The 23,586-nt window shown below is 70.5% G+C and carries 16 protein-coding genes; 3 read left to right on the plus strand and 13 right to left on the minus strand.

Annotated elements, in window-relative coordinates:
• Positions 1-147 precede the first annotated feature (147 nt).
• From AB0259_RS08260 to AB0259_RS08300, 9 genes are all read right to left on the minus strand, one after another.
• Positions 148-1,101 carry a 3-hydroxyacyl-CoA dehydrogenase family protein gene (locus tag AB0259_RS08260; RefSeq protein WP_366222394.1) on the minus strand — a complete coding sequence of 318 codons (954 nt, stop codon included), beginning with the start codon at positions 1,099-1,101 and terminating at the stop codon, positions 148-150.
• Entirely contained in the window at positions 1,098-1,568 is a 471-nt protein-coding gene (locus tag AB0259_RS08265; RefSeq protein ID WP_251578118.1) for a ribose-5-phosphate isomerase, read from the minus strand. Before AB0259_RS08265 ends, AB0259_RS08260 begins: the two co-directional genes overlap by 4 nt.
• On the minus strand, positions 1,565-3,286 hold the full coding sequence (locus AB0259_RS08270; protein ID WP_366222392.1) for a dihydroxyacetone kinase family protein: 1,722 nt from the start codon (positions 3,284-3,286) through the stop codon (positions 1,565-1,567). Before AB0259_RS08270 ends, AB0259_RS08265 begins: the two co-directional genes overlap by 4 nt.
• Positions 3,283-4,278, minus strand: a complete 996-nt coding sequence (locus tag AB0259_RS08275) for a sugar phosphate isomerase/epimerase family protein (protein WP_366222391.1) — start codon at positions 4,276-4,278, stop codon at positions 3,283-3,285. The genes AB0259_RS08270 and AB0259_RS08275 overlap by 4 nt, the downstream gene beginning before the upstream one ends.
• A complete protein-coding gene (locus AB0259_RS08280) occupies positions 4,275-6,575 on the minus strand; it encodes a glycoside hydrolase family 3 N-terminal domain-containing protein (protein WP_366222389.1) in 2,301 nt (766 codons plus the stop codon). The genes AB0259_RS08275 and AB0259_RS08280 overlap by 4 nt, the downstream gene beginning before the upstream one ends.
• The gene (locus tag AB0259_RS08285) at positions 6,572-8,080 is read right to left on the minus strand and encodes an alpha-N-arabinofuranosidase (protein WP_251578109.1); all 1,509 of its coding nucleotides are present in this window, start codon (positions 8,078-8,080) and stop codon (positions 6,572-6,574) included. The genes AB0259_RS08280 and AB0259_RS08285 overlap by 4 nt, the downstream gene beginning before the upstream one ends.
• Before the next feature lie 46 nt (positions 8,081-8,126).
• The gene (locus tag AB0259_RS08290; protein ID WP_251578107.1) at positions 8,127-9,035 is read right to left on the minus strand and encodes a carbohydrate ABC transporter permease; all 909 of its coding nucleotides are present in this window, start codon (positions 9,033-9,035) and stop codon (positions 8,127-8,129) included.
• Positions 9,032-9,976, minus strand: a complete 945-nt coding sequence (locus AB0259_RS08295) for a sugar ABC transporter permease (protein WP_251578105.1) — start codon at positions 9,974-9,976, stop codon at positions 9,032-9,034. The genes AB0259_RS08290 and AB0259_RS08295 overlap by 4 nt, the downstream gene beginning before the upstream one ends.
• A gap of 73 nt (positions 9,977-10,049) precedes the next feature.
• Positions 10,050-11,411, minus strand: a complete 1,362-nt coding sequence (locus tag AB0259_RS08300; protein WP_251578103.1) for an extracellular solute-binding protein — start codon at positions 11,409-11,411, stop codon at positions 10,050-10,052.
• Between the two features lie 184 nt (positions 11,412-11,595).
• On the opposite strand from AB0259_RS08300, the gene AB0259_RS08305 reads away from it, so the two are divergent.
• On the plus strand, positions 11,596-12,627 hold the full coding sequence (locus AB0259_RS08305; RefSeq protein ID WP_366222384.1) for a LacI family DNA-binding transcriptional regulator: 1,032 nt from the start codon (positions 11,596-11,598) through the stop codon (positions 12,625-12,627).
• A 15-nt stretch (positions 12,628-12,642) separates the two neighbouring features.
• On the opposite strand, the gene AB0259_RS08310 is transcribed toward AB0259_RS08305, so the two are convergent.
• Genes AB0259_RS08310 through AB0259_RS08320 form a run of 3 tightly spaced genes read right to left on the minus strand, consistent with a single transcriptional unit; the run spans position 12,643 to position 19,420 of the window.
• Positions 12,643-15,141, minus strand: a complete 2,499-nt coding sequence (locus AB0259_RS08310) for a glycoside hydrolase family 3 C-terminal domain-containing protein (protein WP_366222382.1) — start codon at positions 15,139-15,141, stop codon at positions 12,643-12,645.
• Positions 15,138-17,414, minus strand: coding sequence for an alpha-xylosidase (yicI, locus tag AB0259_RS08315; RefSeq protein WP_366222381.1), 2,277 nt, complete (start codon positions 17,412-17,414; stop codon positions 15,138-15,140). The genes AB0259_RS08310 and yicI overlap by 4 nt, the downstream gene beginning before the upstream one ends.
• Entirely contained in the window at positions 17,411-19,420 is a 2,010-nt protein-coding gene (locus AB0259_RS08320) for a beta-galactosidase (protein ID WP_366222380.1), read from the minus strand. Before AB0259_RS08320 ends, yicI begins: the two co-directional genes overlap by 4 nt.
• A 176-nt stretch (positions 19,421-19,596) precedes the next feature.
• On the opposite strand from AB0259_RS08320, the gene AB0259_RS08325 reads away from it, so the two are divergent.
• Positions 19,597-20,574: a LacI family DNA-binding transcriptional regulator gene (locus AB0259_RS08325; protein WP_366222379.1), complete on the plus strand. Its 978-nt coding sequence runs from the start codon at positions 19,597-19,599 to the stop codon at positions 20,572-20,574.
• Between the two features lie 2 nt (positions 20,575-20,576).
• Positions 20,577-21,191: a DUF624 domain-containing protein gene (locus AB0259_RS08330; protein ID WP_366222377.1), complete on the plus strand. Its 615-nt coding sequence runs from the start codon at positions 20,577-20,579 to the stop codon at positions 21,189-21,191.
• A gap of 612 nt (positions 21,192-21,803) precedes the next feature.
• Here the strand turns inward: AB0259_RS08330 and AB0259_RS08335 are convergent.
• Positions 21,804-23,555 carry an extracellular solute-binding protein gene (locus tag AB0259_RS08335; protein ID WP_366222375.1) on the minus strand — a complete coding sequence of 584 codons (1,752 nt, stop codon included), beginning with the start codon at positions 23,553-23,555 and terminating at the stop codon, positions 21,804-21,806.
• Positions 23,556-23,586: the final 31 nt, after the last annotated feature.

Genomic DNA, 23,586 nt, shown 5'->3' on the forward strand with positions numbered 1-23,586 from the left:
AACGTCGTAAATCTCGTTCGCGGACACTCTCCCAGTCGATCGCCCGGGGGTCAAGAGGCAATGTACAACGTTGATAATCGCGTCGTCGCCATTGGGCACGCTGACCGCCCGAGCGGCCTTTCGCGGCTCGGGCTGTCCGTGGAACGATCACCGGGGGTCGTCGAAGGGAGAGGGCCCCAGCTCCTCGAGCAGCCTCGCCATGAGGACGTAGGCCCTGTTCCGATAGGCGATCAGCTCATCGGTGCGCGCCGCGTCGATCGCGCGGAAGCCTCCGCCGCTCTTGGTGCCGAGCTGCCCTGCGGCGATCCGCTCGCTCAGCATCGCGGGCGTCGGGAAACGGTCGGGCAAGCCCTCCTGCAGCGAGGCGTAGCAGAACGCGTACACGTCCAGCCCTGCCATGTCCGCGATCGCGAACGGGCCGAAGAACGGCATGCGGAATCCGAACGTCGATCTCACGATCGTGTCGATGTCGGCTACCGATGCGACCCCCTCCTCGACGAGCTGCGTCGCCTCGTGGAAGAGCGCGTACTGCAGCCTGTTGAGGACGAAACCGGTGACGTCCCGCACACGCGCCGGGAGCTTCCCGACACTGCGGACGAACACCTCGGCGGTCGCGATGGCTTCCTCGGAGGTGCCGTCGTGCGGGATGATCTCGACACCCGGGATGAAGGGCGCCGGGTTGGAGAAGTGCACCCCGAGGAAGCGATGCGGGTTCTCGACCGGAGGCGCCAGGTCCCCGAGTGCGATCGTCGAGGTGTTGCTGCCGATCACCGCGTCCGGATTCGCGCGCGAGATCCGCGCCAGCGTCCCGCGCTTCAGCTCCAGGCGCTCGGGGACGGCCTCTTCGACGAGGTCCGCGCCGACCACGGCGCTCTCGACATCGTCCGCCGCGGAGATGCCGTGCCGGACGGCCGCCGCGGCACCCTCGGGGAACAACCCCTGCGCCTCGAAGGCCTCTGCTTCGGCGTTGATGCGGTCGAGGTTGGCGCGCGCGATCTCGGGCGTCGCATCGGTGATGACGACCTCGTGACCGGCGATGGCTGCGACCTGCGCGATACCGCCTCCCATGTAGCCGCTGCCGACGACGGCGATGCGACTCATCGGTCCCCTCCCGCTTCGTACTCGGCGATCGCAGCGACCTTCGCTGCTGACGGCGACGATGTGTCGAACCGATATCCCAGCCACTCGGTCACGAGGCGCTTGGCGAGTTCCAATCCGATCACGCGCTGACCCAGTGCGAGCACCTGGGCGTCGTTGCTCAGCACCGCGCGTTCGACCGAATACGAGTCGTGAGCCGTCACGGCGCGCACGCCCGGCACCTTGTTCGCCGAGATGGCGACTCCGAGTCCCGTCCCGCAGATGAGCAGCGCCCGGTCGGCGGCGCCGGCCGCGACGCGCTCAGCGGCGGCGACCGCGACGAGGGGGTAGGCGGTGTGCTCGTCTCCCCCGACGCCGACATCGACCACGTCGGCGACCCGGTCATCCGCCTCCAGAAGCGCCCGCAGGGCCGTCTTGTACTCGTAGCCGGCGTCATCGCTGCCGATGACGATCCGCCATCCCTCTGTCATGGGTTCTGCTCCAGGTGTCGGGCCACGGCGGTGGCGATGAGGGCGAACGACGTCGCCCCCGGGTCGGGGTGGCCGAGACTGCGCTCGGCGAGAGGTCGCGCCCGCCCCTTCGAGGGGCGAAGACCGGCGGTGGCCTCCGCCGCCGCGGTCGCCGCGCGAGCGGCGTCCGCGAGGAGGGACCGGATGTCGGCATCCGCGGTGGCACCTGCGCGCAGCGCGTCGGCGTAGGGACGCATCGCGTCGAGCATCGTCTTGTCGCCGACCACCGCTCCCCCGCGCTCGGCGACCGCGTCGACCGCTGCGCCCACTGCGGATGCCAGCTCCACGGGCGTGAGCGTGGACCGCCCGCCGGAAGCGGGGAGTTCGGCAGCGAGCCGGCGCAGCGCCGTCGCCCACAGGGCACCCGAGGTGCCGCCGGCACGCTCACTCCACGCGTCAGCCGCCGTCGTGAGCGCGCGCTGGAGCCCGGCCTCTGGGTCGAAGGCCGCGACGGCGGCGTCGACACCGGCGCGCATCCCGACACCGTGGTCGCCGTCTCCGGCGACGGCGTCGAGCGCCCCGAGATCCGCCGCCGCGACTGCTATCGCCTCCTGCGCCGCCCGCAGCAGGGCGCGCGCGTGTTCGGCCCGTCGGCGGTCATCGGGGGCCGCGAGGGGATGCCGCGGCGCCTCGGGCTCCGACGCGATCGAGGCCGCCACGGCGCGGCTCGACGCCGTCCGGACCGCGGCCCCCTTGCGATAGGCGGGAGTGTCGGCGGCAGCGGCCCACAGCGGCTCGAGCTCGTCGTCGAGCCAGACGAGGGTCACCGATGCGCCGGCCATGTCGAGGCTCGTGACGAGGTCGCCCACCTCGGGCTGGACCACCGCCACGCCCGCAGCACCGAGCTCTGCGGACACGTCGCGGAAGAGGACGAACAGCTCCTCGTGCGAGACCGACCCCAGGCCGTTGACGATGACCGCCGCGCGGTCGCCGCGCGATTCCGGGACGTCGTGCAGCAGATCGCCCACCAGCATCCGAGCGAGCTCTCTCGACGACGTGCGCGGGACGTCGCGGATGCCGGGCTCGCCGTGGATGCCGAGACCGATCGACATCATGCCCTCGGGGACGGTGAACAGCGGCGCGTCCGCGCCGGGGAACGTGCAGCCCCCGAAGGCGACGCCGAGTGTGCGGGTTCGCTCGTTGGCGTGCCGCGCCAGGCGCTCGACCTCATCGATGTCGTCGCCGCGTTCGGCCGCCGCCCCCGCGATCTTGAAGACGACGAAGTCGCCGGCGATACCGCGTCGCCGGGCTCGTTCGGCGAGCGGCGCGCTGGCGATGTCGTCGGTCACGAGCACCGTCCGCGCATCCACACCTTCGGCACGCAGGCGGTCCTGCGCGTCGCCGAAGTGCAGGACGTCCCCGGCGTAGTTGCCGAAGAGGAAGAGCACCCCGCCCCCGGCGTCGGCGGCGCGGGCGACCCGATACGCCTGTCCCGCGGAGGGCGAGGTGAAGATGTTGCCGCAGACGGCGCCGGCCGCCATGCCGGGGCCGACGACACCGGCGAACGCCGGATAGTGGCCGGACCCGCCACCCACGACGACGGCCACCGAGCCGAGCGCGAGCGGCGTCGCCCGCACCACCCCGCCGTCCACGCGGCGCACCGCCTCGGCGTGCGCGGCGGCGAAGCCCTCGAGGGCGTCGTCGACGAAGGAGGCGGGATCGTTCGCGATGCGGGTCATCGTTCGGGTCCTGTCTGAGGCCGGGCCTCACCGAGCTGACGCACGCGGCTCGTCCCGAGCTGCGTGGACGGTCGGCGCGGCAGCACGTGGCGTCGGAGATAGTCGCGGTTTTCGGCGCAGACGCTGAGACCGTCGCCGCCGTAGTTCTCGACGCAGATGACGCCCTGGAATCCGTTCGCGAGGGCGATCCGCATCGCGCGCCGGTAATCGATGACCCCCGCGACCATGGGCGACGGTGCCGCGGTGTAGAAGTCGCGCGCGATGTCCTCGTCGCGGGTGTAGTTCTTCACGTGCCAGAAGTTCGCGTACGGGAGGGTCTGCTCGCACAGCTCCAGCCAGGACTCGACTGGCCGGTGGAGCCGGATGAGGTTGCCGATGTCGGGATTGAGCCCCACCCCGGAAAGACCGATCTCCTCGATGAGGCGCACGGCGGATGATGCCGTTCCGAGGAAGGTGTCCTCGTACATCTCGAGTGACATGAGGACGCCGAGCTCCTCCGCATGGCGGCCGAGCTCGCGCAGCCGCGTGACCGCGAGGTCCCAGTCCGCGGGGTCGTCCTTGGGCCCGTCCACCGTCCAGAACCAGAGCTGCGCAGACTGCTCGGCGGTGAGGGGACGGTGCAGCCCGAACGACACGGTGCCGATGCCGACGGATGCCGCGGCCTCGAGCACGCGGTGGCTGTAGGCGAGGTTCGCGTCGCCGTCGCCCGGGTCGACGACGCTGCGTCGGATCGCGGAGAGCGAGAGCGGCCGCACCCCCGTCTCACGTGCCACCGCGAGGAAGTCCGCACGACCCGCGGCATCCAAGTCCGCCAGCCGGAGCCACGAATCGGTGACATCGAGGGCGTCGAAGCCGGCGTCCGCGATCTCGGCGAGCGTGACCGCCCATTCGTCGGGTCCCGCCTCGGTCACCGACCGACCGTCGGGGAGCGTGCCGGAGAAGGGCAGCGCTGCGGCGGCGATCGGCCAGTCGTCGGCCGTCCACGCGGTCATGCGTCGACCCCCTCGACACGGGTCGGGGTGTCGAGAATCGCGTGCTCGACGCGTCTCGTGGGGCCCGCGAGGCGGAGGAGCACCTCGGTCGAGCGGTCACCGACCGAGCGACCGCTCGAGAGGAGGATGTCGCCGGGCTCGACGACGCGCCGTCCCTCGAGACCGACGAACGAGAACCGGTCGGCGTGCACGTCGAAGTGCACCCGCGCAGCGGCACCGGGGTCGAGCTCGACCCGCGCATAGCCGAGGAGCTGAACGACGGGCCGCGTGACCTGCGCCACCGGGTCGGAGGCGTACAGCTGCACGACCGTCGCGCCCCTCCGGCCGCCGGTGTTGCGGACCGGCACCGAGACCGAGGTGCGGCCGTCGGTGGGCAGGTCGCTCGCCGCGGGCTCGGGCGCGCCGACCTCGAACGACGTGTACGACAGCCCGTGACCGAAGGGGAAGGCCGCGGCGATCGACAGGCTGCTGATGCGATCGCCGTCCTGACCGAGGGGCGGGGCGAGGTAGGTGTGCGGGAGGGCATCCGCGTGACACGGGATCTGGACGGGCAGGTGACCCGACGGTGCGGTGTCCCCCGCCAGGATGCCGGCGATCGCCGCCGGTCCCTCGACACCGGGGAAGAAGGCCTGGACGATCGCAGCGGCCCTGCCGACATAGCGTCCCAGCGCGTACGGACGCCCCGAGACGACGAGGAGGATCGCGGGCGTTCCCGTCGCGAGCACCGCGTCCGCAAGGCGACCCTGATGCCCGGGAAGGTCGAGCCCCGGCGCATCGGAACCCTCGCCCGACGTGCCCTTGCCGAACATGCCGGCCCGATCGCCGACGACCACGATCGCGACATCTGCCTCGGCGGCCGCGTCGACGGCACGCTCGATCTCACCATCCGCCGGCGGCTCGACGAGCGGGACCCCCGGAACGACCGAGACCTCCGCCTCGCCGAAGCGGCGGCGGACGGCAGCCGCGATCGAGTCCGCGTCGATGCCGAGCCCCAGCTCCGGGTGCCGCGGAAGGACGTGGATCGGGTACGAGTAGGCCCCCATGAGGACGCGGGGGTCGTCGGCGCCGGGCCCGACGACGGCGATCCGCGCCGGCGGGAGGGTGAGCGGCAGCAGCCCGCGCGGGTTGTCGAGGAGGACGACGGATCGCTCGGCGAGGCGACGGGCGATGCTGCGGTTGCGCTCGCTGTCGAGATCGACGTCGGCCGGTTCCGGCGGCTGCCAGCCGTCGTCGAGCAGACCGAGCGCGACCTTTTGGCGGAGGACGCGACGCACGGCCTCGTCCACCTCGGACGCGGTGCGCTCCGGGTCGGGGTCGTCGACGGCGAGCGCCGCGAACGCGGCGGTGTCGGGGAGTTCCACGTCCATCCCGGCGTGCAGGGCGAGCCGACCGGCATCCGCCACCGTCGCCGCGACGCGGTGCTTCGCCTTCAGGAAGGCGACCGCCCAGTAGTCCGAGACCACGGTGCCCTCGAAGCCCCACTCCCCGCGCAGGATGTCGGTGAGCAGCCGCCGGTCGGCGGCGGCCGGCACGCGGTCGGTCTCGGTGTACGAGTTCATGACGCTGCCGGCGCCGCCGGTCCGCACCGCCATCTCGAAGGGCGGCAGGACGAGGTCGCGGAGATCCCGCTCGCCCATCGCGACCGGAGCGTGATTGCGCCCGCCCCGCGACGACGCATGGCCGGCGAAATGCTTGAGGGTCGCGATCACTCCGGCCGACTGCAGCCCCCGTACGTAGGCGGTGCCCAGGGTGGCGACGACGAAGGGATCCTCGCCGAGGGTCTCCTCGACGCGTCCCCACCGGTAGTCGGTGGTCACGTCGAGGACGGGCGCGAGCCCCTGATGCACCCCGAGCGCACGCATGTCGGCGCCGATCGCGGCCGCCATCTCGTGGACCAGCTCACGGTCGAAGGTCGCCGCCCACGCGAGCGGCGTCGGATACACCGTGGCGCCGAGCGTCGTGAGACCGGTGAGGCACTCCTCGTGGAGGATCGCCGGGATGCCGGGGCGCGTCGAGTCCCGCAGGAACAGCTGATCCTCGCGCGCGGCGATCATCCCGTCGCGCGGTCGCACCGGCGTGGTTCCGAACCGGCGGGTGAGATGCCCCATGCCGTGGCGGGCCGCGGCGGCGAAGTCGAGGCGCCCCGCGCCCATGACGTCCTGCATCGGCGCGATGATCTCGCCGCCCGTCCGCCGGTCGTTCCAGTGACTGCCGAGCTGGGCCAGCTTCTCCTCCCACGTCATCCGGGACAGGAGCTCCTCGATCCGCTCCGTCGTCGTCTGGGTGTCGACGCTCATCGGATCTCGACCACGACCCACGAGACGGCCGGGAGGGTCAGGGTGGCGACCTCACCGTCGCGGTCGACCGCGACCTCGCGTAGCGTCACCCGTTCGGGATCCTCGAGTGTGTTGCGGGCGTGGATGTCGGCGTCGGAGAGCAGGCGCGCGGAGAGCGATGCCGACGCATCCAGTCGGGACACGTCGACCTCGAGGACGACCTCCTCCTCGAGACTGCGGTTGACGGCGAACACCGTGGTCGCCCCACTGTCGGCGTCGTGCGTCGCGACGGCGTCGACGAGCGGCACACGCCCGAAACGCGCGGTCTCGTAGTCGGGCGCGTCGACCGCGACGTCGAGGGTCACGCCGCGGGCGTGGCGGGACGTCTCGGCGAACGGGAAGAAGGTGGTCTGCCGCCAGGCGGGACCGCCGGGCTCGGTCATGATGGGCGCGATCACGTTCACCAGCTGCGCGAGGCTCGCGGACTTGACCCGGTCGGCGTGACGCAGCAGCGAGATGAGCAGGTTGCCGACGACGACGGCATCCATCACGGAGTAGCCGTCCTCGAGCAGCCGCGGCGCGACCGGCCAGTCGTCGATGTCGGTGATCTTGTCGACCTCGTGGAAGCGGCTCTGGTACCAGACGTTCCACTCGTCGAACGAGATCGCGATCTCCCTGTCGCTCCGGCGAGCCGCCTTCACGGCATCGGCCGTTGCGACGACGCTCTCGATGAAGCGATCCATGTCGGTCGCAGAGGCGAGGAAGCTGCCCAGGTCGCCGTCCTTGGGTTCGTAGTACGCGTGACACGAGATGAAGTCGACGTCCTCGTACGACCGCTCGAGCACCACCCGCTCCCATCGGCCGAACGTCGGCATCTGCGAACTCGAACTGCCGCAGACGACCAGCTCCAGCGCGGGGTCCACCTGCCGCATCGCGCTCGCGGTCTTCGCGGCGATCTCCGCGTACTCCTCGGGTGTGCTGGCCCCGAGCTGCCAGGGACCGTCCATCTCGTTGCCGAGGCACCACATCCGTATGCCGTGGGGCTCGGGCGTCCCGTTCGCGACCCGACGGTCGGCGAGGGTCGTCCCGGGGCGACCGTTCGCGTATTCGAGCACGTCGAGCGCGTCGAGCACGCCGCGCGTGCCGAGGTTGACGGCGTACATCAGTTCACTGCCGGCCTTGCGCGCCCAGGAGGCGAACTCGTCCAGCCCGATCTCGTTGGTCTCGGTGGAATGCCAGGCGAGGTCGCGCCGGCGCGGGCGGTCCTCGCGCGGCCCGATGCCGTCCTCCCACCGGTACCCCGACACGAAGTTCCCGCCGGGATAGCGCACCGTGCTGACGCCGAGCTCGCGGACGAGGTCGAGCACGTCGGCGCGGAACCCGTCGTCGTCGGCGGCGGGGTGGGACGGCTCGTAGATGCCGTCGTACACGCAGCGTCCCAGGTGCTCGACGAACGAGCCGAAGAGGCGGCGGTCGATGGCGCCCACGGTCGCGCGCGGATCGAGGGTCAGACGTGCCGTGGGCATGAGGGGACTCCGAGGGTAGAGAGCGGGAGCAGGCGGGTGCGGCAGGTCATTTGAGGCTGCCGATCGACAACCCGCCCTGCCAGTACCGCTGCAGGGTGAGGAAGGCGATGATCAGCGGGATGACGGAGACGAGCGAACCGAGGATGATGATGCTCCACAGCGACGTCCCGCCCGCGTTGTTCGCCGACGCGAGGCCCTGCCAGAGACCGATCCCGACGGTGACGGGGAACAGACGGTTGTCGGAGAGCATCGCGAGCGGCAGGAAGTAGTTGTTCCATGACGCGACGACCGACAGCAGGAGCACCGTCACGATCGCGGGGCGCAGCATCGGGAGCGCGAGCTGCACGAAGATGCGGAAGTCACCCGCCCCGTCGACGCGTCCGGCGTCGAGGAGCTCGTCGGGAACGGCATCGCGCGCGTAGACGTGCATGAGGTAGACCCCGAACGGGTTGAGCAGGGTCGGCAGGATGACCGCCCAGATGGTGTTCGTGAGGCCCAGCTCGGAGAACAGGATGAAGGTCGGGATGACGAGCGCCGTCGCCGGCACCATCACCGATCCGAGCAGGATCGAGAAGCTCAATCGACGCCCGACGAAACGGTACTTCGCGAAGCCGTACCCCGCCGCGACGGCCAGGACCGTCGCCCCGACCCCGCCGACGAGGGCGTACAGCGCCGAGTTGCCGAGCCACCGCAGGTAGATGCCGTCCTGGAAGGTGAAGAGCTGAGTGAAATTCGCGATGTAGTCGATGTCGTCGGCGAACCAGAGCGAGCTGCCGCCGCCGAACAGCCCGCCCGCGTTCTTCGAGCTGTTGACGATGACCCACCAGAACGGGATCAGGAAGTAGATGACGAGGAAGCCGAGCAGCACCTGCAGCGGCAGGTACCGGCGGGGCGACGTTCGGCGTCGCGTGTCGACCGGAACGGGACGACGGGGCGTGTCGGCGGTGGCGGTCATGACAGGAAGCTCCCCCGCTTGCGCGTGATGAACATGAAGAGATAGACGCAGATGAACACGACGGCGCCGAGCGCGAACGAGATCGCGGAGCCGTAGTTGTAGTTCGCCAGCGCGAACGCCTGCTGGTAGGCGTACATGTTGGGTGTGAAGTCCGCGGGGATCGCTCCCGCGGCGAGGTAGCGCAGGATCTGCGGCTCGTTGAAGAACTGCAGTGTCCCGATCAGGGCGAACACCAGGATCAGGACGAGCGCCGGCGCGATGAGCGGGATCTTGATCCGGAAGATGATCTGCCACTGGTTCGCGCCGTCGATGCGCGCCGCCTCGTACAGCGTCGGGTCGATCCCCTGCAGAGCGGCGTAGAGGATGATCATGTAGTAGCCGGCCCACTGCCAGATGACGATGTTCAGCAGTCCGACGAAGATGAGGTTGCGACTCAGGAAGTCGGGGCCCACGAGTCCGAACATCCCGAAGATCTCCGCGAGCGGGCCGAAGCTCTTGCTGTAGAGGAATCCCCACATCAGCGCGCCGATCACGGCGGGGATGGCGTAGGGCAGGAACACCATCAGGCGGGAGAACCGCGAGAAGGCGCCGGTGAGGACGTCGAGCATGAGCGCGACGGCGAGCGACACCGCCATCTGCAGCGGGATGAGCACGACGGAGAAGCGCACGACGAACCAGACGCCGTTCAGGAAGCTGTCGTCCGTGAACGCCTTCACGTAGTTGTCGAAGAGGACGAACCGCTCGCCGCCGATGAGCTGGTTCTGGAACAGGCTCAGGTACAGCGCGAAGAGCAGCGGGGCGACGAGCAGGGCGAGGAAGACGATCGCGAAGGGCGCGACGAATCCCCAGCCGATGAGGCTCTGGCGCCCGCGGCGGCGACGCCGCCGGGCGGTGGGGGCGGATGCGGGGGTGACGGCGCTCTGCGCCAGGTCGACGGTCATGGCGACTCCGGGTTCTCGGGTGGGGGCGCGACGCGTGGGCCGGTCCGGAGGACGGACCGGCCCACGAGCAGGGTCACTGGACCGTGAATCCCTGTTCTTCGGCGTATGCGACGACGTCCTCCTGGAGGGCGTCGGCTGCCTCCGACCCGGTCACGGAGCCCTCGTTGATCGCCGCGAGCTGCGACGTGAAGGCGTCGTAGTAGTACTGACCGAACGGGGTGTAGGTCATGCCGCCGTAGGCGTTGGCCGCCGGGACGTAGACCTCCTCGTTGGCCCGCTGACCGCCGAAGAACGGCACCTCGTAGTCGACGAACTCGTCGGAGTTCAGCGCCGTGAGGTTCAGCGGGAAGATGACCTGGTTCTGCCAGCCGTCGGTCAGCGAGGCGTCGTCGGCGTAGACGCCGAAGGCGGCTTTCGCGGCGAGCTCGGGGTCAGCGGCCTGCGACGTCACCGAGAAGGCCGATCCTCCCCAGTTGACCGACACCGGGTTCGCGGCATCCCACTGCGGGAGCGGCGCGGTGCGCCAGACCCCGGCATCCTCGCCCTCACCGACACCGGCGCCCGTCAGATAGCCGGGAGCCCACGCGGCCGAGATGTAGGTCGCGTAGTCGCCGCCGATCACACCGGCGATGTACTCGGGGGTGAACTGGTCCTGCGTGCCGACGAGACCCTTCTCGACGAGGCCCGCCCAGTAGTCGAGCACCTCCTTGGAGGCGTCGTCGTTGAGCGAGATGCCGATCTGCTCGGGCGTCGCCGAGTCGTACTCGAACGGCTGCGCGCCGTTCTGATACTGCAGGGCCATCATGACGGCGGGCACGTTCGCTCCGAGGTCGCCGAAGAGCGGGCCGCCGGCATCCTTCATCTTCTGTGCTGCGGCCTCGTACTCCTCCCACGTCGTGGGCGGCGCGATGTCGTACTCCTCGAAGAGGTCGGCGCGGTAGATCATGCCCATCGGCCCGCCGTCGACCGGCACGCCGTAGACGCCCTCGCCGACCGACACGTCCTTCCACGCGCCGTCGCTGTAGTCGTCCCGGACCTCGTCGAGGCCGTAGTCGGAGATGTCGACGATGGCTTCCTGGATCTGGAAGGTCGGGATGCGGTCCGCCTCGATCATGATGACGTCGGGCGCGCCCGTGCCCGCGGTGATGGCGGTCTGGAATTTGTCGTATTCGTCACCGCCCTGGCCGACGTTCGTCCAGCAGACCTGGACCTCGTCGTTCTCCTCGTTGAAGTTGTCGATGACGGTCTCCATGTTGGGATACCAGGCCCACATGGTGACGACGGGCAGGTCGTCCTTCGGGATGTCGTTGGTGCAGTTGGTGGCGTCGTTGCCGCCGCCTCCTCCCCCGTTGCCGCCGCCGCCACCGCTGCAGGCAGCGAAGGCGAGGGTGAGGCCGAGGGCGGCGGAGGTAGCGAGGACAGTCTTCGTCTTCACTGTGATTCCTTTCGGATGCTGGGACTTCTTCGTCGGCGCGATCACGATGCGGAGCGGGATTCGCCACGCAGGACTACAACGTTGTAGATCAACGTTGTAGATGAACCTAGAGTCGGGATGCGGAGGTGTCAAGATCCTCCGTGGGACGCCCTAGAGTGAGGGGGTCCTCGAGGGAGGGAGCAGCATGGGTGCGACGATGCACGATGTCGCCCGGGTCGCCGGAGTCAGCATCAAGACCGTCTCGAACGTGGTCAACGACTACCCGTACGTCCGCGACGACACGCGCCGACGGGTGCAGGAGGCGATCGCCGCGCTCTCGTACCGGCCGAACGTGTCGGCGCGCGGTCTGCGCTCGGGACGCACGGGCGTCATCGCCCTCGCGGTGCCGGCGCTGCGCGAGAACTACTTCGCCGAACTCGCGGACCACATCATCCGCCTCGCCGACGCCCGTGGCGTGGGCGTCGTCGTCGAGCAGACCGGCGGTCATCGTGAGGCAGAGATCCTCGCCATCAGCGGAGGCCGACGCCGCTTCACGGACGGCCTGCTGCTGAGCCCGGTGAACCTCGGACAGCTGGACGTCGACGTGCTGGACGTCGACTATCCGCTCGTCCTCCTCGGCGACCGCATCTTCAACGGCCCCACCGACCACGTGGCGATCCACAACACCGCCGCCGCCCGGGCCGGCGTCGAGCACCTGCTGTCACTGGGTCGCCGCCGGATCGCGATCCTCGGCGGCAGCGACGACGACCCCGCGCAGCCGAGCTCGGCGAGCCTGCGCCTCGCGGGTTATCGCGAGGCGCTCGCCGCCGCGGGCGTGCCGGAGGACCCCGCACTCATCCGACCCCTCCTGCACTGGACGCGGGACGCAGGATCGGAGGCGGTCCATGCACTCGTCGCCGAAGGCGTCGCCTTCGACGGGCTCTTCGCCCTCAACGACACACTCGCCCTGGGAGCGCTGCGCGGTCTCGCCCGCGAGCGCGTGACGGTGCCCGACGACGTCGCGGTCCTCGGTTTCGACAACATCGACGAGGCGCGGTTCTCCGTGCCCTCTCTCTCGAGCGTCGATGCGGGGAAGGAGCAGATCGCCGAGACGGCACTCGATCTGCTGCTCGAGCGCATCTCGGAGAAGGGACCGCGCAAGGATCCGCGCACCGTCCAGCCGGCCTTCTCCGTGGTCGCGCGCGAGTCCACCGGATTCGGCGGCGGAGACGTCTGAGCCGATCCGGTCGGGTCAGACGCGGACGACGAGGGTCGCGTCGACGACGAGCCGATCCGCCGAGGGACCGGCAGCGATCCGGTACTCCCCCGGCTGCACCCGCAACGCCCCTTCATGCAGCCAGTCCTCCGGCGCACCGTCGATCCGGATCGTGTCGTCCCACACCGCGAGACGCTCGATCGCGAAGGGCACCTGCACCGTGCGGGTCGTTCCCGGCTGCACGCGCACGCGGGCGTACCCGAGCAGCAGACGTCGCGGCGCGGCGATGGGCAGCTCCGGAGCGACGGCGTACACCTGCACGAGCTCCTCGACGACCCGCGCCGACGGGTTCGCGACCGTGACCGTGGCGACGACGACCTTCTCGTCGATCCGAGGGTCGAGGGCAGGATGCCGGTGGCTCGGCGCCGGCACCGTCACCTCCGCGGCATCCACCGTCACCGCCGTGTAGGCGACCTCGCCGTAGCCCAGCCCGTGGCCGAACGCGAAGGCGTAGGGATCGGGTTGATGGCGGTAGGTCGCCTGCTGCCGCTGCGTGTCGTAGTCGAACAGGTCACCCGCCTGCTCGGGACGCGCCGGCCACGACTGCGCGAGGCGCCCCGTCGGTTCCACGTCACCGCTCAGGACGTCGAGCAGACCGTGACCGAGCTCCTGCCCGGCGTGGCTCGACCACACGACCGTCTCGGCGTCGGCGGCGTCTGCGAGGACGTAGGGGAAGCTGGAGACGATCGTGAGGATGCTGCGCGGATTCGCCGCGCGGGCGGTGCGCCAGATCTCGGTCGACGCGGTGGGCAGCAGGAGGTGGGGCCGGTCCGCGGTCTCCCGCCCCGACAGGTGCGGGTCGTTCCCGACGGCGACGATGACGACGTCCGCCGCAGCGGCCGCCCGCGCGACGTCCTCAGCGCCCGAGACGACAGTCTCGGCCTCGAAGCGCGCCGCGTCGTCGAGGGTGACGGCCTCGGCCGCGAGCTGGCCGATGTCGCGGACGACGCGCACCCAGCGGCCCGAGCCCAGGTGCAGGAGCGACCACGTGCCGTCCTCGTGGACATGGCGACGGAAGCTCTCCTGCACGACCCAGCCGCCCACCCGTGCGGCGTCCGCGCGCATGGGCCAGCCGGCACCCGTGAGGAGCCGACCGCTCCCGTGCGAGCGCAGGGTGAGGACCCCGTCGCCCCAGTCCGTGACGTCGAACAGCGTCGCCGGGGTACGGGTCTCGGTGGTCGCGTCGACGATCGCACCGTCGGCCGTCGCGGCGACGTAACCCGACGGTGCGCGCAGCGCGACGGTGTCGGCGCCGGTGACCGCCTCGACCTGCGCAGCCGGGTAGCGGTCGCGCACACCCTGCGCGATCCCGATCTCGTAGGGAGGCGTGCCCGAGTACCAGTCGGTGAGGACGAGGTCGGCCATCGGACCGACGACGGCCACCGCGGACGGCGACACGAGTGGGAGGACGCCGGCGTCGTTGCGCAGCACCACGACCTGGCGCCCCGCGGCGACCCGGGCGAGCTCGCGCGCGGCGGGGGTGTCGATCTCCTCGGATGCGATTCCCGCGTAGGGGTCGCCGTCGCCGTCGAACTCGCCGGTGCGCACCCGCATCTCCAGCAGGCGCAGGACAGCGGTGTCCACGTCCGCCTCGGTGAGCAGCCCCGCCGCGAGCGCGCCGCGGAGCGCTTCGAGGGTGGGCCCCGGGTCCGGGCCGTCGTCGGTGAAGGAGTCCATCCCGCTCGTCACGAGTGCGGCGGCGCCGTGGACCTCGTCGGGCTGCGCCCGTTGGATCGAGACGAGGAAGGTGGGAGCCCCGGCATCCGATACGACGGCGATCGACTCGTCGCTCCAGCGGCGCGCCTCGGCGACGAGCTCGGGCTGCGTGTGCGCGGGCACGCCGTTGACCCGGTTGTAGGCGAGCATCATGCCGCCCGCGACCTTCTGCTCGATCGCGGGGCGGAACGCCGGCAGCTCCTCCTCGTGGAGGGTGCGCAGCGACATCTCCGACGAGGTGGCCGACCGATCGGTCTCGTTGCTGTAGGCGAGGAAGTGCTTGAGCGACGGCACCGTCCTCCACACGCGGGGGTGGTCGCCGCGCAGCCCACGGCTGTAGGCCGCACCGAACTGCCCGGTCAGGTGCGGATCCTCGGAGTACCCCTCCTCGTTGCGGCCCCACGCGGGGTGGCGCAGCGTGTTCACGACGGGCGCCCACACGTTGAGGTCGACATCGGCGCCCGAGGCGCGCTTGGCGCGCACCTCGGTCGCGACCAGATCGCCGATCCGCTCGATCAGCTCGGTGTCCCACGTCGCGGCGAGACCGACCGGCTGCGGGAACACCGTCGCCACCCCCACCCAGGCCAGCCCGTGCAGGGCCTCGCACCCCGTGTGGAAGGGACGGATGCCGAGGCGCTCGACGGCCGGCATCGCCTGGTGCAGCATCGCGAGCCGCTCGTCCGGGCTCAGGCGGTCGAGCAGGTCGCGGGCACGGTCGGCGAGGGGCAGGTCGACCCGGCGGAACGCGTCGGAGCTCACCCCGCCGTCTCCACACTGATGCTGCCCGCGCCGGTCGCCGACGCCGTCCGATCGCCGACCTGCAGGCTCCACGGCGCGCGGGCGTCACGGGACTCGGCCACGATGCGACCGCCCTCGCGGCGCACGCGGAAGACCGTCGCGGGCGCCCCGTCGTGTCCGGGCACGACCGTCTCGGCGTCGTAGCCGTCCGGCAGCTCGAAGCAGCGCAGCGTGACCCCGTCGGCCCAGTCGTAGTCGGGTCGGTCCTCGCGGGCACCCCACGGCAGCACCGTGCCCGGGCGCACCCGCAGCGGGACGGAGTCGTAGCCGTGGCGCTCCGCGTGCCACCGGCGACCGTCGGCGACGTCACCGGTCAGGAGGGAGGTCCACCGCCCGTCGGGCAGGTAGTACTCCACACCGCCGTCCTCGGCGAACACCGGCGCGACCATGAGGGCGTCGCCCAACAGGTACTGCACGTCGGCGTCGTGCGTCGTGCGGTCGCCGGGGAACTCGAGCACGAGCGGGCGCATCATCGGGATGCCGTCCGTGTGCGCCTCCTCCGCGACCCGCCCGAGGTACGGCATGAGGCGCAGCTTCAGCCGCGTGAACAGGCGCGTGACCTCGACGGCCTCCTCGTCGAACGCCCAGGGCACACGCACACTGCCCGAACCGTGCAGCCGCGAGTGCGACGACAGCAGGCCGAACGCCAGCCATCGCTTGAACACACCGGCATCCGGTGTCCCCTCGAAGCCGCCGATGTCGTGACTCCAGTAGCCGAACCCGCTCATGGCCAGCGACAGCCCGCCGCGCAGCGTCTCAGCCATCGACAGCAGCGTCGAGTCGTTGTCGCCGCCCCAGTGCACCGGGAACTGCTGCCCGCCGGCGGTCGCGGAGCGCGCGTACAGCACCGCCTCGCCGACGCCCCGCTCTTCCTCGAGAACCCGGAACACGAGCGCGTTGTAGAGCTGCGGGTAGTAGTTGTGCATGCGACGCGGGTCGGACCCGTCGTGCCAGGCGACACCCTCGGTGGGGATCCGCTCGCCGAAGTCCGTCTTGAAGCTGTCCGCCCCCTGCCGCACGAGTCGGCGGAGGTGCTCGGCGAACCACTCGGATGCCTCGGGGTTGGTGAAGTCGACGATCGCCATGCCGGCCTGCCACATGTCCCACTGCCAGACGTCGCCGTCGGTGGTCTTCAGCAGGTACCCCTTCTCGGCCGCCTCCGCGAACAGCGCCGAGCGCTGGGCGATGTAGGGGTTGATCCAGAGCGATACCTTGAGCCCCCGCTCCCGCAGGCGCGCCAGCTGGCCGTCGGGGTCGGGGAACATGCGCGGGTCCCACGTGAAGTCGGTCCACTGGAACTCCCGCATCCAGAAGCAGTCGAAGTGGAAGACCGACAGCGGCAGCTCGCGCTCCCGCATCCCGTCGACGAACTCGGTGACACTCGCCTCGTCGTAGGCGGCCGTGAACGACGTCGTCAGCCACAGGCCGAAAGACCAGGCGGGTACACGCGCGGGCCGACCGGTGAGCGCCGTGTACCGGCGGAGCACGTCCTTCGGCTCGGGGCCGGCGATCACGTAGTAGTCGAGCTTCTCGCCGGGGACGGAGAACTGGACGCGCGAGTTGATCTCGGACCCCACCTCGAACGACACCGCGTCGGGGCTGTCGACGAAGACGCCGTAGCCGCGACTCGTCAGATAGAACGGCACCGACTTGTACGCCTGCTCGCTCGAGGTGCCGCCGTCGGCGTTCCACGTGTCGATGGACTGCCCGTTCTTCGTGAACGCGCCGAACCGCTCGCCGAAGCCGTAGACCCGCTCGCCCGGTTCGATCGACAGCTGCTGGTGGACGAAGGTGCCGTCGGGTCCGCTCATGTGGCCGATCGACCGCGGCAGCGAGGTCGTGAGCACGCGGTCGCCCTGCTCGAAAGCCACCCGCCACGCCCCCTCGCGCGACACGCGGACGCGGAGGTCACCGGCATCCAGCACCGCTTCGGTGTCGTCGGCGGTGACCTCCGGCACATAGCCCTCCTGCGCCGTCAGCGCGAAGTCGGGCCCGCGGTGCCGGCTGCCGGCGTGCCGCTGCACCCGCACCCGGATGACGCCGGGCGCCGGCGCGGAGAACGTCGTCGTGATCAGCGGCCGGTTGAGCGTGTCGCCCCGGTGACGGATCTGCGCGGTGGGGGCGTAGACCCTGAGCGTCCCCGCCTCCGCGTCGGCGCGGATGTCGTCCACGCTGCTCGCGTACAGGCCGGTCACCCCCGGCCGCATGAGCCAGTAGCCGTCGGTGAACTTCATGTCCTGCGCCTTTCCGTCACGACCCGCGCGTCCCCACTCGGGACCCTCACGTGCTCGTCCATCTCTTCATCCGTCAGCAGATCGATCCATGCGCCCGGGAGGGGGATCGTCGCATCCTCGCGTCCCCGGTTCAGCAGGAACAGCGCCTCACCGCGTCGCACCGCCTCCACGCCCGGCACCGAGTCCGTCACCGCGCCGGTGACCCCCGCCGCCGCGAGCACGTCGCCGAGGATCGCGTCGAGCAGGTCGTCGGCGACGACCGCGGCGACGTACCAGGTGCCGCCGTGGCGCGTCACGACCGGCCGACCGGCGAGGTCTCCCTGGGCGAACGCGACCAGCGTCTCGGCGCCGTCCGAGCGCAGCTTCTCGGCCAGGACGGACGCGACGGATGCCGGGCGTCGCCCGTCCGTCGCCGCGACGGCGACCCCGTCGTCGGGAAGGCCGACCCACTCCTCGCCGCTCGCGCCGATGAGCTCCCGAAGGAGCGCCGGCGAGCGGCCGGTCAGGATGTGGCCGCGCTCGTCGGCCACGCCGCTGAAGGGCCCGACGACGACCTGGGCTCCGGCCGCCGCGGCGGCCGCGAGACGGTCGGCGTCACCCGGACGCAGCACATAGCCGTGCGGCAGGACGACGACGTCGTAACCGGTGAGGTCCGCGTCGAACCGCACGACGTCGACGGGCACGTTCCGCCGCCAGAGCACGCGGTACCACCGGTGCACCTGCTCGAGACTGTCGAAGCGGGTCGTGGGGCGGGCGGGCTCGCCCGCGGCCCACCACGACGACCAGTCGAACAGGAGCGCGGTCCGCGCCGGGACGCGGGACCCGGCCACCGGGCTCAGCCGCTGCAGGTCGGCGCCCTGCCGACGGACGCCCGCGAACACCTCCGTGTCGGCGCCGGCGTGAGGGAGCATCGCGGAGTGGAACCGTTCGGCGCCGGCGGTCGACTGGCGCCACTGGAAGAAGCAGACACCGTCCGCGCCGCGCGCGACGGCCTGCAGCGAATCGAGCCGCGCACGCCCGGGCGTCTTGGGCAGGTTGTGCGGCCGCCACTGCACGGCGCTGATCGCCTGCTCCATGAGCAGCCATGGCGCCCCGCCGCCGAGCCCGCGCATGAGATCCTGCGCGAACGCAATGCCGGCGGGGCTGTCGGGGTCGGCGGGGTCGGGGTACTGATCGTCGCTCACGACGTCGACGTCCTGGGCCCACGACCAGTAGTCCACGTGTGCGAACGGCCCCATGAAGTTGGTCGTGATGGGTTGCGTCGCCCCGGCCGCGCGGATGGTGTCGCGCAGTTCCCGGTAGCAGTCGCGCAGCTCGTCGGAGGTGAACCGCCGGAAGTCGAGGGACTGCGTCGGGTTGATGAGGTACGGCGCGCGTCGTGGCGGCAGGATCTCGCCCACGTCCGCGTACCGCTGCGCCCAGAAGGCGGTGCCCCACGCCTCATTGATGCCCTCGATCGATCCGTACCGGCGCAGCAGCCACGCGCGGAACGCCCGCGCCGCCTCGTCTCCGTGGTCGATCTGGCCGTACTCGTTGCCGACATGCCACATCCGGACGGCGGGATGCTGCGCGTACCGCGCCGCCAGGTCCGCCGTGATCGCGCGCGCCGCGTCGCGGTAGACGCGCGAGGAGGGCGCGAACTGGTTGCGGGAACCGGCGACCAGGCGCACGCCGTCGCGGTCGACCGGGAGCGTCTCGGAATGCCGCACGCCGAGCCAGGGCGGTGGCGAGGCCGTCGGCGTGGCGAGGTCCACCGCGATGCCGCCCGCGTGCAGCAGGTCGAGCACCTCGTCGAGCCAGCCGAACTCGCGCGCACCGGGAAAGGGCTCGATCTCCGCCCAGCTGAAGACTCCGACGGTGACGAGGTTCACACCGGCGCGCTGCATGAGTTCGACGTCCTCGCGCCAGACCTCGCGGGGCCACTGCTCCGGGTTGTAGTCGCCTCCGAAGAGGATGCCGAGACCCTCCGTCAGGTCCGCGAGGGACGCGGCGGCGGCAGAGGTCATGACCGGGGCCTTTCAGCGATGTGGACGACTTTGTCGAAGCGCTTCAACGATCTCAACTTATACTAGCGATCACGGCCGTGTCCATCGGCCGCCGGGCCTGCGTTCCCCGCTCATGACGAGCCGATACGCTCGATCCACCCGGGTGTCGAGGCCGACTCCCGGGAGAAGGAGTGTCCATGACCACGATCGCGGACGTGGCCCAGGCCGCGGGGGTCTCGATCTCGACGGTGTCCTATGTGATGAGCGGCAAGCGCACCATCTCGCAGGAGACGCGGGACCGCGTCGAGCGGGCGATGGCGGACCTGTCCTACAGCCCTCAGGCCAGCGCGCGATCGCTCGCCTCACGATCGACGAGCGTCCTCGGTCTCCAGGCCCCCATCCGCGCCGGTGTCGACGTGCACGTCGTCATGCAGATCGTCGCCGGCGCGCTCAAGGAGGCACGCGCGCACCATCACGACATCCTCCTGCTGACCAGCGACGATGCCGCGGGCGTCGAGCGGGCGGCCCGGGCGGGCATGGTCGACGGCGTGCTGATCCTCGACGTCGAGACCAGTGATCCGCGTGTGGGCGCGCTGGCGGAGCTGAGCATCCCGGCCGTGCTGATCGGGTTGCCGGATGCCGCGGACGACCTGGTCTGCGTCGACTTCGACTTCGAGGCCGCCGGTCGTCTGGCGGCCCAGCGGCTCGCCGAGCGCGGCCACCGGGCCGTCGCCCTGCTGGGGGCTCCGCCGCAGGTGCAGGCTCGGCACACCTCGTACTCCGACCGGCTCATGCGGGGGTTCCTCGCCGCGAGCGAGGCGGCCGGCCTCACCGCGCAGGCCCTCCCCTGTCCGTCGGGACCCGGGGCGACCCGGGTCGTCGATCAGGTGCTGGCGGAGTCGCCCGACACGACGGCGCTGTTCGTGCACAACGAAGCGGCCCTCCCCTTCATCGCCGCGCGGCTGATGGGCCGGGCCGACGGCGGCCCCGTTGAGATCCTCGCGCTGAGCCCCGCCGAACTCGCCCTGCACGTGCCGGGCGTCTCGGACGTCATCGACCTGCCCGCCGAGACCCTCGGCGCGCGGGGCGCGCGGGCGTTGCTCGACGCCATCGGAGGCACCCGCGGGCCGGGGGCGGAACTGATCGCGCCGCGCTTCGCCGACCCGGCGAGCTGATCGTGCGGATCGACCCCGAGAACCGCGCCGTCCAGGGGCTGAGCACCTTCCTGGAGTTCGTGGTCCTCAACATCCTGTTCCTGCTGTGCTGCATCCCGATCGTGACGATCGGGGCCGCGACGAGCGCGCTGTTCGAGGTCACGCGACGCTTCTCCGACGAGGAGAGCGGAAGGCCGGTGCGCGACTTCCTCCCCGCATTCGCGCGGAACTTCCTCCCCGCGACCGGGCTCAGCCTGATCCTGCTGACGGCGGCCGTCGCGCTCGCCTTCAGCGGACTCTTCTGGCTCTCGTCGCCCGAGCCGCTGTTCACCGGGCTCGCGGTGCTCGGATTCGCCGCCGCCGCCTACGCCGTCGCGGCGTTCCTGCACGCGATGGGACTCGTCGCGGCCTACCGCGCATCGTTCCGCCAGAGCTTGAAGAACGCCCTGCTGCTCCCCGCCGCGGAGCCCCTGCGCACCCTCGTGCTGCTCGTCATCCCGGTCACCGTGCTGTGCCTCGTGATCGTCTTCCCACCGACGATCTTCCTCGTCGCGACGATCGGTTTCTCCGTCGGTGCCTACGGCTGCGCGTTCCTGTTCCGCAGCATCCACCGCCGCCGCTCCGGCACCGCCGCCTGACGCCGCGCCGCGCACGGGAGTGACGACAGATAGACCGCCCGTGCCTTCGCGCCCTGCTCGCAACGCATCGAAGTGAGGATGAATGCTAAGACCCCTCGCGGTCCCCTCTGGAGTCAGGTTCGGGATCGCTGCCTCGCAGTTCGTCGCCCGTGCCGCGAGGCCGAGGATCATCTGACCCCGCGTTGGCGGCAATGACCTCATCGAGCTCCCTGTTCTCGACGGATCGACGTGTCCAGGTAACAGCTGCAACCGCGCCCACGATCGCGATTCCCGCAGGTATCCACCACCCGAGCGCGGAGAAGATGGTCACCGCGACCCCGAGCGGCATGAGGACGGTGACCTGAATCAGTAGGCCCTTGTTCATCTGTCTCCCTGAAGCACGGGTGCGGGGACTCTCGTTCTCGACTCTGCAACCTCAGTCAAGCAGCCTCCAACGGCTTGCGCTTGTTCTCCCAGGGCGTCGGGTACGGAGTCTTGCGCCACGGCCGATGGCACGGAGATCGCGAGAGACGTCCGATCGACCTGACCGTGTCCTCGGGAGAGGTCTAGACCCGCACACGGAAGGGCCCCGCCGGATCATCCGACGGGGCCCTTCTCGCGGTCCGACGGAGGTCAGTCGGCGAACTCCGCGGCGACCGCCTTGCGCGCGGCATCCTGCTCTTCGGCCCTGCTCATGTCGACCTCGAGCACCTTGTCGTAGCCGAGCCCCTTCGCCGTCTCCTGCAGCGAGGCGAAGAGCGAGTCGAACTGCGCGTCGTTCTCGGCGAACACCATCTGCCACGAGGTCTGCACGATGGCGGCCTTGGCCTGGTTGCGCAGCGTCTCGATCTCCGACGAGTCGGCCTCCGGGGTGTAGCTCGCGCCGGGTCCGACCAGCAGCTGGTCGTTCTCACGCAGGTAGTCCATCGTCGTCGTGGCGCCCATCTTGGCCGACCAGTCGTCGGTCACCGGGTTGCTCGTCTCGGCCTGGTACGTCGGCCACAGCTTGTAGCTGTAGGGGAAGCCGGTGTTCGGGTCCGTGTCGATCGGGAGGACCGAGCTGATGTTCAGCTGTGAGGCACCGTCGATGTAGCTGCCGCCGCCCCATTCGGCCGGGACCTCGGCGTCGCCCTCGAAGAAGACCTTGTGGCCGAGCTCGTTCAGCTCGGGCTCACCTTCGGCGTTGACCTCCCACGTGAGACCCTCGGGACCGGCCGCACCCTGCGTCTGGCTGTTGTTGGACAGGGCACCCTCGGGCGAGAACAGCCAGTCGATGAAGGCCGCGATGCGCTCGGGATCCTCGGCCTTGGAGCCGATCGCGAACACCTGCTTGCCGCCGTAGGCCTCGGCCCCGTACGAGAAGATGCTCATGTCGTCCATCGGCGCCATCATGAAGCCGCGTCCCTCGTCGACGTTCGCATCCGTGTTGTAGGCGGCCTGCCCGAGCCACGGCCAGAACGAGAACAGCACCTGACCGTTCTGGTACTTCGTCCAGAGCGTGTCGTAGTTCTGCGTCGTGGAGTCGGGGTCGAGGATGCCGAGCTGGTTCGCCTCGTAGAAGAAGCGGAGCGCGCGGACGTACTGACCGTCGTCGTCGAGGATGCCCTGGTACTCCGAGCCGTCGCCCTTCGCGAGGGCGAAGCCGACCTCGTCGAAGCCGTAGTAGGTGGTGGGCTGCTTCGCGTTGTTCAGCATGTTGCCGTCCCAATCCTTGAACAGCGAGACCGCGTAGGTCTTCTGCCCGTTGGGAGCGGTGGGCTCGGCATCCTGCATCTCCTTGAGGACCGGCAGGAGGTCCTCGAGCGTGCCGATCTCGGGGTAGCCGACCTCTTTGTACAGGTCCCAGCGCACGTAGGGTCCGAAGGTCGGGTCGAGGCCTTCGGAGGGCTCGGTCGGCTTCAGCGACGAGACCTGCGAGGGGAACGCGTAGGTCGCGCCGAGGTCCTCGTTGATGCGGTCGACGGCGGCGTCGAAGCGACCGACGTTCTTCATGGCCGGGTAGAAGCTCTCCGAGTCCAGGAGCAGGCCGCCCTCGGCGAGTTCCTCGAGGCGCTGGCCCTTGTCGGTGATGATCAGGTCGCCGAGGTCGCCCGCCGTCACCCGCGTGTTGAAGAGCGTGTCGCCGCCGCCCGCCACGTTGGGGGCGATGATGTTGAGCTTCATGTTGAACTTGTCCTCGACGAGCTTGCCGAACCATCCCTCCTGCATCCCCATGTAATTGGCGAGGCCGTCGAACACGTCGATGGTGATGGGCTCATCCCACTTCTCCGGGAACGAGGAGATGGTCTCTCGTTCCTGATTCGTGGCGGGGCCGGTGCAGGCGCTCAGCAGCCCGACCGTGGCCAGAGCGGCGACGGCGCCGATGGCCTTGCGTGATAGCTTCATTGCTTTCCTCTCGGTGGTGTGACCGGGATCG

It is taken from the genome of Microbacterium sp. NPDC080005 (assembly GCF_040702445.1).
In the GTDB taxonomy this organism is placed as follows: domain Bacteria; phylum Actinomycetota; class Actinomycetes; order Actinomycetales; family Microbacteriaceae; genus Microbacterium; species Microbacterium oleivorans_D.